The following is a 10,588-nucleotide window of genomic DNA, read 5'->3' as shown; positions in this document are numbered from 1 at the left end:
CACCCCGCAAACCCGCACGGCTACGTTGCCGAGAGGTCAAGAAAGGCGGTTTTTGGAGGTGAAGTGTCGAACTCGGGTGCCATCGACATTTTCCTGGCAGTACTGAAACACGGGAACTTCCGCTCCGCCGCCCTGCTCCGGAAACTCGGTTTCGCGCTGGCAGACGAAGACTCGATCGCACGGCACCGGGATTCGCCGGACGAGATCGTCATGGTGAAAGCACTCGGCACACGCGCGCCGGCGTAAGACCACGCTCCATGGCGTAGAGCGCGATGCCTGGTCAGCCTTCAAGACGGCGCAGCCCACGCGCCCGAACCGCGACCCGGCAAAGCCCGGGCTTTTACGCAGGCATCACGCAAAGCCGCATCCAGCGGAATTCCGGCCTCCTCACTCCTGCTTCACATAGCGCAGGCCCAGCGGCCCTTCGAGCTGGCCGTCAGGCAGGATCTTCAGGACGAGGCTGAGGCCCTGGCCGTCGCCGATCCTCACCGTGTCACCGTCGATGCGGTAGCGGGTTTCGGTTTCCGTACCGATGCCCAGCACGGTCGTGCCCTGCACCACCTTGCCGCCCGCGCTGAAACGCAGGCTGCTGCTGCCGACACCGGCATCGAGCACATAGCGGCCTTCCAGGCTCTTGCCGCAGGCGGCAAGCATCAGCAGCAGGGGGATGCAGATCAGGCGTTTCATGGGGCGTCCTTTGCGTGATTCAGCTGCGCCCGACCAGGCGGGCGCGATGGGCGAGCTCGGCTTCGCCAAGCTCCTTCTGGCTCAGCACATAGTCGGGAGTATCCAGCAGGCGACGGATCGCCAGATCAATGAAGGCACGAACGCGCGCCGGCTGCGCCGTGCGGCTGCCGTAGTAGATGAATACGCTCTTGTCATCGGCCACATGCTGGCTCAGCAGGGGCACGACCCGCCCCTCGCGGATGTGTCGTGCCACCGAGCTGCCGACGAGCTGGCCGATCGCGCGGCCCGAGAGCACGGTTTCCACTTCGAAGTCCGCATCATTGGTGGTGAGCGCCGGCGTCACATCGAGTGACACCACTTCGCCATCGACCTTCACCGACCAGGGCAGCAGACGGCCGCTGTTGGGATGGCGAAACACGGTGCAGCGGTGCAGCGGCAGCTCGCTCAGCGAAGCCGGCATGCCGTAGCGGTCGATGTATTCGGGCGTGGCACAGATGATGAGTTGCAGCGCATAGAGGCGGCGTGCGATGACCCCCTCCTTCGCCTGGGCGCCGATCCGGAAGCCGACGTCGACGCGGTCTTCCACCCAGTTGCCGATGCGGTCGTCGAGCTGCACATCCGGCTGCACCTCGGGATAGACGCCGCTGAACTCATCCACCAGCGGCGCGATCACCGGCACAAAAGTCGAGCGCGGGCCAACGATGCGCAGCGGACCGGCCGATTCGTCCTTGGCGCTGCGGACGCGCTGCAGCGCGCGGTCCAGCGCGGCGAGCGCCGGCTGGGCGGCTTCGAGGAACTGCTGGCCTTCATCAGTCAGCGAGATGTTGCGTGTCGTGCGATGCAACAGACGCACGCCCAGATGCTGTTCCAGCTGGGCCAGCGCCTGGCTCGCCGCCTGCGGACTCATGCCCTGCGCCGCAGCCGCCTTGCGCAGGCTGCCGGTTTCCACCGCCTTGGCAAAAGTGGCAATGGAACGAAGTTCGTTGATGGGCATGGCGGCTTCCGGCGACTCTGATAATCAATTTTTACTTGATAGTCGTTCAATAAACAACCGTCTATTCACTTGATACCGCGAAACCTAAAGTTCAGGCCATCACGAAACGGGAGCAGCCATGAACAACATCGAAGGAAAAGTCGTCGTCATTACCGGTGCCAGCAGCGGTCTGGGTGAAGCCACGGCCCGCCTGCTGAGCCAGCAAGGGGCTCTGCTCGTGCTAGGCGCCCGTCGCCTGGACCGTCTCCAGGCGCTCGTCGCAGCGCTGCAGGCGCAAGGCGGGCAAGCGCTTGCCGTGGCTACCGACGTGACCGACCCGGCAGACGTGCAGGCGCTGGTGGATGCCGCGCTGAGCGCCTTCGGCCGCATCGACGTGCTGATCAACAACGCCGGCCTGATGCCGCACTCGCCGCTGGAGCGCCGCAAGATCGCGGACTGGGACCGCATGATCGACGTGAACCTGAAGGGCGTGCTCTACGGCATTGCGGCCGCGCTGCCGCCCATGCAGGCACGCAAGTCGGGCCACATCATCAATGTGTCTTCGGTGGCCGGTCACAAGGTCGGGCCTAGCGGTGCGGTATACGCCGCCACCAAGCATGCGGTGCGCGCACTCAGCGAAGGCCTGCGTCAGGAAGTAAAGCCCTGGAACATCCGCAGCACGATCATCTCGCCCGGCGCGGTGGCCACCGAACTGCCGGCGAGTGCGACGGAAGCCGATGTGGCGCAGAACCTGAAGAGCTTCTATGACGCGTACGCGATTCCGCCGGATTCCTTCGCCCGCGCCGTGTCCTTCGCGATCAGCCAGCCTGACGACGTCGATATCAACAAGATCCTGTTCCGCCCGACGCGGCAGGAATACTGAGCCCGCATCATGACCCGCATCCTCATTCTCGGCGCGAACGGCCAGCTCGCCCGCCACACCACGCCCGTGCTGCTTCGCCAGCCGGACGTGGCCCTCACGCTCTACCTGCGTCGCGCCAGTCGCCTGCCCAATCCCGACCCGCAACGCGTGCGCATCATCGAGGGTGACGTGCTCGATCGCGTCAAACTCGAAAGCGCCATGCAGGGGCAGGACGCGGTCTATGCCAACCTCTCCGGCGACATGGCCAGCCAGGCGCGCACGATCATCGACGCGATGCGTGCGATCGGCCTGAAGCGGCTCGTCTTCATCAGCTCGATGGGCATCTACGGCGAAGTGCCCGGCGAAAAGTACCGCCACGTGCTGGATCCCTACCGCGACTCGGCCGCCCTGATCGAAGCCTCGGGGCTGGACTACACCGTGCTGCGACCAGGCTGGTTCACCCGAGAACGCAAGGTGAGCTACCAGCTCACCCGCAAGGGCGAGCCCTTCATCGGCCATGAGGTCTCTCTCGACTCCCTGGCTGATCTCATCACCCGGCTCGCGCTGGATCCCGCACTTCACACCGGCGAAAGCCTCGGAGTCAGCAAGGCATGACACACACCACGCCCCCTCCCGCACATTCCAAACGCATGGTGCTCCTGCTCATCATGGCGAGCTATCTGATGCTGGTGATCGACATCTCCATCGTGCTCACCGGGCTGCCGCGCATCCAGGCCGCACTGGGCTTCACGCCGGCCAGCCTGTCCTGGATCCAGAATGCCTACACCCTGGCTTTCGGCGGCTTCCTGCTGCTGGGTGCACGCGCCGGCGACATCCTCGGCCGCCGCCGCATGTTCATCACCGGCCTGGGCCTCTTCACGCTGGCCTCACTCGCCATCGGCGCAGCAAGCACGCCCGCCTGGATGATTGCCTTTCGTGCGGTGCAGGGTCTGGGGGCGGCCGTGCTCGCGCCCTCCACACTGGCGCTGATCTCCACGCATTTCGAGGAAGGTACCGAGCGCAACCGGGCACTGGCCTGGTATGCCGCCGCGGCCGGCATCGGGGCCACACTGGGCCTGGTGCTGGGCGGCCTGCTGGCTGACCTGCTGTCGTGGCGCGCCGGCTTCCTCATCAATCTGCCGATCGGCATCCTGCTGATCATCGGTGCCCTGCGCCATATCCGCGAAACCGAGCGTCATACCGGTCGCTTCGATCTGGCGGGCGCACTGAGCTCCACGCTGGGCATGTGCGCGCTGGTCTTCGGCATCGTCGAAGCCGCCGAGGCAGGCTGGACGTCGCCGCTCACGCAGGCCGGCATCGCAGCGGGTGTCGTGCTGCTGGCGGCCTTCATGTGGATCGAGCGCCATGCCAGCCAGCCGCTGCTGCCCCCGGGCATGCTGAGCAACCCGCAGCGCAACGGAGCCTACGCGGCGCGACTGCTCTTCCTCTCGGGCATGGCGGGCTTCTGGTTCTTCACCGCCCAGTATCTGCAGGGCGCGCTCGGTTTCTCGCCGATGCAGGCCGGACTGGCTTTCGTACCGGTCACCGTGCCGCAGTTCCTGGCCTCGGCGAGCGTGCCGCAGATTGCCCGCCGGCTCGGCCAGCGCCGCATGCTGCTCATCGGGCTGGCGCTGTGCGTGCTGGGGCTGGCCTGGCTGGGCGTCACCGCAAGCGGCATGTCCTACCTCGGCGGCGTGGTGCTGCCCATGCTGCTGATCGGCTTCGGCCAGGGCTGGGTGCTGGCCCCGCTGACGGTTGCCGGGGTGGCCGGTGTCGAGGCCCGCAATGCCGGTGCTGCGTCAGGCCTGGTGAACGTGGCCCATCAGCTGGGCGCCTCGCTCGGGCTGGCAGTACTGATCGTGGTGTATGCCGGCGGCCACGCACCGGTATTCGATGCCATGGGCATGGCACGCCACACCGGCACGACCATGACGGTTGCCGCCGGGCTGCTCTTCGCGGCCTTCCTGGTCGCTGCACGCAGCATCCGTTTCACACCGACTGCATCCGGCAGCGCTCGCGCGGTCCGCGCATCCTGAATCCATCTCAGAAAGAAAGGGTATCAACATGACAAATACATCTTCTGAATCATCCCCCGCCATCAGCGTGACCCGCTCCGGCAGCCGCCAGACTTTTGCCGGCCCGGCCGAATGGTTCACCGGCACGGTGAATGTCGAAATGCTCTTCGTCGCGCCCGAGCCGGCCAATGTGAGCGGCGGCCTGGTGAGCTTCCTGCCTGGCGCACGCACCGATTGGCATGCCCACCCGCTGGGTCAGACACTGGTGGTCACCGCAGGCTGTGGCCGCGTGCAGCAATGGGGCGGCCCGGTGCAGGAGATCCGCCCCGGTGACGTGGTGACGATCCCGGCCGGCGTGAAGCACTGGCACGGCGCAGCGCCCGACACCGCAATGAGCCACATCGCGATCCAGCAATCGCTCGACGGCCAGAACAGCGAGTGGATGGAAAAGGTCAGCGAAGACCAGTATCCGCGCTGAGACCGCCCCCCCTCCCCAAAGCCTCCGCAACTCGATCCGAGACGAAAAAGGAATACCGCATGTAGACACGCACACTTGGCACACACGGCCCCGAGGTTTCAGCCATCGGTCTTGGCTGCATGGGGCTCAGCTTCGGCTACGGCCCCGCCACTGACAAGGCCGCAGCCATCGAACTGATCCGCCGTGCCTGCGAACTGGGCGTCACCTTCTTCGACACGGCCGAAGCCTATGGTCCCCACACCAATGAAGCACTGCTTGGTGAAGCACTCGCCCCCTTCCGCAGCAAGGTGCTGATCGCCACCAAGTTCGGCTTCCGCAACGGCAGGGTCGGCGACGGGCTCGACAGCCGGCCCGACAACATCCGCGCCATGGTTGAGGCCTCGCTGCGCCGCCTCGATACCGATGTCATCGACCTGCTCTATCAGCACCGGGTTGATCCCTCCGTGCCGATGGAAGACGTGGCCGGCACGGTGAAAGACCTGATTGCTGAAGGCAAGGTGCGCTACTTCGGCATGTCGGAGGCCGGTGTGGAATCAATCCGCCGGGCGCACGCAGTGCTGCCGGTCACCGCCTTGCAAAGCGAATACTCGCTGTGGTGGCGCGAACCCGAGGAGGCCATCCTGCCGCTGCTGGAAACCCTGGGCATCGGCTTCGTGCCATTCAGCCCGCTGGGCAAGGGCTTCCTGACCGGCGCGATCGATGAGCACACGCAATTCGACGCGAGCGACTTCCGCAATGTGGTGCCGCGCTTCGGTGAAGACGCCAGGCGGGCCAATCGTGGCCTGGTCGAAGTGCTGGGCGATCTGGCGATGAGCAAGCGGGTGAGCCGCGCACAGATCGCGATAGCGTGGCTGCTGGCGCAGAAGCCCTGGATCGTGCCGATTCCCGGCACCACGAAAATCCAGCGTCTGGAGGAAAACATCGGCGCTGCCCAGCTGAGCCTCGCGCCGCAAGACCTGAGCGACATCGCGCAGGCGCTGTCGGCGATCGAAGTCCAGGGCGCGCGCTATCCGGCTCACCTGCAGAAAAACGTCGGCCGCTGAAACCGCCCGCCGGCCCCGCGAACAGCCATGCCTGGATGCCCTGTCAGCCGCCGCCCTCCCGGCACCCATGACATGCGCATCCGGCTCATTGCCCTGGCGCGCCTGGGCCGACCGCTCATCCTGCCGGGCAGCACCCCGGCCTTGCAGCAGCACGCAGCCGTCCCCATCTGAACATGAATCACTTTCCAGCCCTCTTTCTCGGCACCCTGCATTCGCTGATCCAGGCGAGAGCCTGGTACATGACCCGCATGGGTGCTGCTTGCCGGCCGGGCGCCTGCCGCACCGGCCGGCCACGATCGGCGCTCTGGCAGGAACTCTTCCGGCCCGCAGGAGTCCGCAGGACAGGGTGCAGCGCGCAGGCAGCGGCCCGGTGTGCTGCCGTGCCGGAAGTGCAGACGGATGTCATGATGGCGCCCCCCGGGCACGCGCGGCATCCATGATCGCCCGCAGCCGCACCCCGACCGAACAGCCCCCTCCCCCGGAGAAACACACGATGCAAGGCAGCAAACGGATCAGGAATTCGCTTCTGGCAGTACTCGCACTCGCTTTCGGACTCAGCTTCGCGCGCGCAGCGCTCAATGGCGAGAACGTGAGCGGCCCCGGCTGGCAGACCGCGGCCCGCCACTCCAGCGGCTTGGCCCCCGACCCGGTGCGCTGGCGCGACTCGGCCATCGTGCAGGTCTACGCCGCGCCTACGTATGGCTGGCGCGGGCTGTTTGCGGTGCATCCCTGGATCATTTTCAAGCGTGCCGGCGAAACCGCCTACACCCGCTACGACGTGATCGGCTGGGGCGGCGACAACGTGGTGAAGAAGAACCACGCCCTGCCCGACGGCTACTGGTACGGCTCGAAGCCGCATGTGCTGGTGGATCACCGCGGTGAGGGCGTGGACGCCATGATCGACGCGATCCTGGCGGCCATTCCGCGCTATCCGCACGCGCATGTGTATCACGCCTGGCCCGGCCCCAACAGCAACACCTTCCTCGCCCACATCGGGCGCGAGGTGCCCGCGTTGGGCCTCGATCTGCCGGCCAATGCCATCGGCAAGGACTACCGGCCGATCGCCGATCCGGTCGGCATGTCGTCTTCCGGTCGTGGCGTGCAGGCTTCGCTCTTCGGGCTGCTGGGCCTCAATGCCGGTCTGGAGGAAGGCCTCGAGCTGAACATCCTGGGCCTGGATTTCGGCATCGACTTCAACAGCCCCGGCCTGCGCCTGCCCTTTGTCGGCCGCATCGGGCTGGATGACACCACGCGCAGCGGCACTGAGACCGAGCCGCCAGCAAAGTAAGGCCCCGACTCAGCCGGCGTTGATGGCCGCCACAAGATCTGCGGAGCGCACCGGCTTCAGGAAGTGGCGGTCGAAGCCGGCTTCGCCCGCGAGCTTGCGGTCTCGCGCACGACCATAGCCCGACACGGCCAGCAGGCGTCCGCTGAATCCCGCCTGGCGCGCACGCTGGGCCAGCTCGTAACCGGTCAGGCCCGGCAGCCCCACATCGACGATGGCCACGTCCGGTTTTTCGGCCAGGATCAGGGCCAGGCCACTGACGCCGTCCCGCGCGGTGCGCACGCTGTGTCCTTCCAGCGCCAGCGCGGTCTGCAGACCTTCGAGCACGTCTGCGTTGTCTTCCACGACCACGATGCGCTGCGGCCGGCTGCGCGGGGAAGTCACTTCGGCGCGGGTCTTGCCGGGCGCGTCGATGGCCGGCAGCAGCACGCTCATGATGGTGCCGGGCCCGGCATCGCGCACCGCGATCTGACCGCGGTGCATTTCCACCAGGCGTTGCACCAGCGTGAGTCCGATGCCCATGCCGCCCTGGCGACGATCCAGCGTTCGCTCGCCCTGCACGAAGAGATCGAACACGCGCGGCAGGAGCTCGTCCGGGATGCCGACGCCATTATCTTCAACCTCCAGCATCGCCCGGCCGTCACGCGGCATCACCCGCACCACGATCCGGCCGCCGGCAGGCGTGTACTTCGTCGCATTGGTGAGCAGGTTGGTGACGATCTGCTCGATGCGGATCGGGTTGCCACTGACCCACACTTCCTCGAAACATGACTCGAGCGCGTGCTTGTCGAAGCCACCGGCCATCTGCATCGATGAGATCACCCGCTGCACGAGGCAGGAGAGCTCCAGGGGCGCCATCTCGACCTTCTGCCCGCTGAGCACGCGGGCCACATCCATCAGGTCGTCCATCATGTGGGCCAGATGGCGCGTCTGCCGCTCGATGATGCGCCGCGCGCTGCGCGCCACATCGGAATCGCCCTCGACACGGTTGAGCACCTCCACGCCCGAAGCGATCGCCGCCAGAGGATTTCTCAGCTCATGCCCCAGCATGGCGAGGAACTCGTCCTTGGCCCGGTTGGCCTTCTCGGCCTGGATGCGGGCCTCTTTCTCCCAGGCGATGAGCTGGCTGCGCTCGCGCTCGGCATTCTTCTGCTCGGTCATGTCGAGGGTGACACCGATGACATGCTCGAGCCGGCCGTGCGTGCCGTAGATCAGGCGCACGCGGGACGAGAGCCAGACCGCCTCGCCGTCCGGCAGGAAGACGCAATACTCGATGTTGGCCACGTCATGCCGCTGGCGCAATGCATCGATCAGCAGACGGCCAAAGCGGATCCAGCTGCCGCGCGAGATGCGCCGCGTCCAGGTGCGCAGACGTTCCAAGCCCGACTCGTCCAGAAAGCCGAACAAGCCCGCCTGGCCAGGCGTCCAGCTGAATTTCCCGTTGTCCACGCGGTAGTGAAAAAAACCTACCTGCCCGCTCTCCTGTGCCAGATCGATCAGATGCTGGCTCTCGCGCAGGCGTTGCTCGGCAAGGATCAGGCGCGCTTCGGCCTGTTTTCGGGTCGTAATGTCGACCGCCGCGCTGATCGCCCCGCGGGAGCTGCCCTGCGCGTCACGCAGCGGCACGGCATTCACGATCGCGAAGGCGGGTGCCCGTCCTTCAACGCGGATTTCGAGCTCCATGCCGTAAGTGGGCTCGCCCCGCGCGGCTGCGCGCTGCAGCGGCAGCTCTTCCATCTGCAGGCTTCGTCCCTGATGCAGGAACTTCACCTGGGGCTGCACGCCGGTCCCCACATGGGTGCGGAAGATCGCCTGCATGGCGACATTGTGCTGAACGCTCAGACAGGCACGGTCCTCCGCGAAGGACAAACCGATCGGACAACTCGCGAACAGGGTTTCGAACTCGGCCATCCGCCTGCTGATCTCGTCGCGGTTGCGGCGGATCACCGCATGCGCGTGCTCGTCCTGCCTGCGCGCGGCGCTGAGCGCATCGCGCAACTGCGCGATTTCCCTGACCGGAATCCGGCCCTCGAGCCGATTGAGCTTGTTGCCGGCCAGCAGCCCCAAGGGTCGCGTCATCTGCCTTGAAACCAGCAGCGCGAGCGTCACGCCCAGCAGCAGGCAGGCCAGGATGGTGCCCAGCGCCGCGAGAATCGACTGGTAGTAGGCCTGATCGATCGGCGCCGAGGGCGTACCGACCAGCACACGCCAGCCCGCCACCGGCAGGGTCTCCCATGCCACATAGCTGTACTGGCCATCGCCCGAGCGGAAATGCCCGGTGCCCAGTGGCCGTGCGGAAAGCAGCGCCAGATTCACCGTTTCGCGCTGTCCGACCAGCTGGCCAGGCTGCTCGCTGTGCGCGGTGATGCGCCAGTCGCCGTCATAGAGCACCGAGAGATCCGAAGGATTGAGCCCGGCACTGTCGATCAGCTCCTGCCAGGCACGCGCCGGAATGCGCACGCCCAGCACATAGCTCGCCGTGTTGTTGATCATGACCGGCACTTCAACCGTGGTATGCGCGGGCCAGCGCTCTCCGGCCGGGATCAGCCCGGAGACAACCGGCCGGCTGATCTCCATCACCGGCAGGCCGCTGGCCGCCGCATGCTCGCCTGCGGAGGGCTTGCCGGGCCGGTCGGTATCGAAGAGCACCGCGCCCTGCGCCGAGCGCAGGTACACGCTGTGCCAGCTCTCCCGCCACAGGCGGCGCCGGAACACCGCTTCTTCGAACGAGAACGGCAGAAAGCGCTGCAGCTCGACCGAATAGGACAACAGTGTGAGCGTATCGATCGTGGCATTGAGCTCGCGGCTCACGCTCTGCGCCAGCATGCCCGAAGCGCGCTGCATGCCTTCGTAGAGGCGGCGATCCTGGCTGCGGATCTGGTCGAAGAGGTTGTAGGCCATCAGCGCCGAAATCGGCACCGCCGCCACCAGCGTCATCACCGTCAGATAGTTGCGCAGCGAAGCGGTCGGCCAGCGAAGCCAGCGCGGAGGCATGAAACGCAATCTCGACCCCATGGATGACTCCTTGCCGGAATGGCCGGCCGCGAGCCCCTGCGCGGACAGCCGGTGATGCTGGAAAAACGCGCCGGAATGCGACGCACGAGCCGGAAAACATGCCGGCAAGCACGATGCCCGGCCCGGGTGCCGGCAGGCTTTCATGCACCCGTCCGCCACCTTAGCGCGCCTGGCGACGGAACACCCCCCAACCCGGCCTTTACGCCAGCCCCTGCCCGCGAAACCCTGCG

10 protein-coding genes are annotated in these 10,588 nt (G+C 66.4%); 7 read left to right on the top strand and 3 right to left on the bottom strand.

Going from position 1 to position 10,588, the window contains the following annotated elements:
• A partial coding sequence (locus ABDB87_RS16005; RefSeq protein ID WP_345928881.1) for a hypothetical protein occupies window positions 1–246 on the top strand: 246 nt, incomplete at its 5' end.
• A 141-nt stretch (window positions 247–387) separates the two neighbouring features.
• Here ABDB87_RS16005 and ABDB87_RS16000 read toward each other — a convergent pair.
• Together ABDB87_RS16000 and ABDB87_RS15995 are read right to left on the bottom strand one after the other, a co-directional pair.
• Window positions 388–687 (bottom strand): hypothetical protein, encoded by a 300-nt coding sequence (locus ABDB87_RS16000; protein ID WP_345928879.1) that lies wholly within the window; start codon window positions 685–687, stop codon window positions 388–390.
• Window positions 688–706: 19 nt separating this feature from the next.
• Window positions 707–1,681 (bottom strand): LysR family transcriptional regulator, encoded by a 975-nt coding sequence (locus ABDB87_RS15995; RefSeq protein WP_345928878.1) that lies wholly within the window; start codon window positions 1,679–1,681, stop codon window positions 707–709.
• Window positions 1,682–1,799: 118 nt separating this feature from the next.
• Here ABDB87_RS15995 and ABDB87_RS15990 point away from each other — a divergent pair, with 118 nt between their 5' ends.
• The 6 genes from ABDB87_RS15990 (at window position 1,800) to ABDB87_RS15965 (ending at window position 7,346) form a co-directional block, all read left to right on the top strand.
• Window positions 1,800–2,543 carry an SDR family oxidoreductase gene (locus ABDB87_RS15990; protein ID WP_345928877.1) on the top strand — a complete coding sequence of 248 codons (744 nt, stop codon included), beginning with the start codon at window positions 1,800–1,802 and terminating at the stop codon, window positions 2,541–2,543.
• Between the two features lie 9 nt (window positions 2,544–2,552).
• Window positions 2,553–3,137, top strand: coding sequence for an NAD(P)H-binding protein (locus ABDB87_RS15985; protein ID WP_345928875.1), 585 nt, complete (start codon window positions 2,553–2,555; stop codon window positions 3,135–3,137).
• On the top strand, window positions 3,134–4,558 hold the full coding sequence (locus tag ABDB87_RS15980; protein WP_345928873.1) for an MFS transporter: 1,425 nt from the start codon (window positions 3,134–3,136) through the stop codon (window positions 4,556–4,558). Before ABDB87_RS15985 ends, ABDB87_RS15980 begins: the two co-directional genes overlap by 4 nt.
• Window positions 4,559–4,586: 28 nt before the next feature.
• Complete coding sequence (locus tag ABDB87_RS15975) at window positions 4,587–5,015, top strand: (R)-mandelonitrile lyase (protein WP_345928871.1); 429 nt, start codon at window positions 4,587–4,589, stop codon at window positions 5,013–5,015.
• Between the two features lie 104 nt (window positions 5,016–5,119).
• On the top strand, window positions 5,120–6,058 hold the full coding sequence (locus ABDB87_RS15970) for an aldo/keto reductase (protein WP_345928886.1): 939 nt from the start codon (window positions 5,120–5,122) through the stop codon (window positions 6,056–6,058).
• Window positions 6,059–6,551: 493 nt separating this feature from the next.
• The gene (locus ABDB87_RS15965; RefSeq protein WP_345928869.1) at window positions 6,552–7,346 is read left to right on the top strand and encodes a DUF3750 domain-containing protein; all 795 of its coding nucleotides are present in this window, start codon (window positions 6,552–6,554) and stop codon (window positions 7,344–7,346) included.
• 9 nt (window positions 7,347–7,355) lie between these two features.
• Here the strand turns inward: ABDB87_RS15965 and ABDB87_RS15960 are convergent, their stop codons facing one another.
• On the bottom strand, window positions 7,356–10,358 hold the full coding sequence (locus tag ABDB87_RS15960) for an ATP-binding protein (protein ID WP_345928867.1): 3,003 nt from the start codon (window positions 10,356–10,358) through the stop codon (window positions 7,356–7,358).
• Between the last annotated feature and the right edge of the window lie 230 nt (window positions 10,359–10,588).

It is taken from the genome of Uliginosibacterium paludis (genome assembly GCF_039631355.1).
In the GTDB taxonomy this organism is placed as follows: Bacteria; Pseudomonadota; Gammaproteobacteria; order Burkholderiales; family Rhodocyclaceae; genus Uliginosibacterium; species Uliginosibacterium paludis.
The sequence above is the reverse complement of the archived record's forward strand: the minus strand, read 5'-3'. Positions and strand labels throughout refer to the sequence as shown.

Coding starts and splice junctions, on each gene's coding strand:
- ABDB87_RS16000 (WP_345928879.1), bottom strand. CDS start 687: ATGAAACGCCTGATCTGCATCCCCCTGCTGCTGATGCTTGCCGCCTGC.
- ABDB87_RS15995 (WP_345928878.1), bottom strand. CDS start 1,681: ATGCCCATCAACGAACTTCGTTCCATTGCCACTTTTGCCAAGGCGGTG.
- ABDB87_RS15990 (WP_345928877.1), top strand. CDS start 1,800: ATGAACAACATCGAAGGAAAAGTCGTCGTCATTACCGGTGCCAGCAGC.
- ABDB87_RS15985 (WP_345928875.1), top strand. CDS start 2,553: ATGACCCGCATCCTCATTCTCGGCGCGAACGGCCAGCTCGCCCGCCAC.
- ABDB87_RS15980 (WP_345928873.1), top strand. CDS start 3,134: ATGACACACACCACGCCCCCTCCCGCACATTCCAAACGCATGGTGCTC.
- ABDB87_RS15975 (WP_345928871.1), top strand. CDS start 4,587: ATGACAAATACATCTTCTGAATCATCCCCCGCCATCAGCGTGACCCGC.
- ABDB87_RS15965 (WP_345928869.1), top strand. CDS start 6,552: ATGCAAGGCAGCAAACGGATCAGGAATTCGCTTCTGGCAGTACTCGCA.
- ABDB87_RS15960 (WP_345928867.1), bottom strand. CDS start 10,358: ATGGGGTCGAGATTGCGTTTCATGCCTCCGCGCTGGCTTCGCTGGCCG.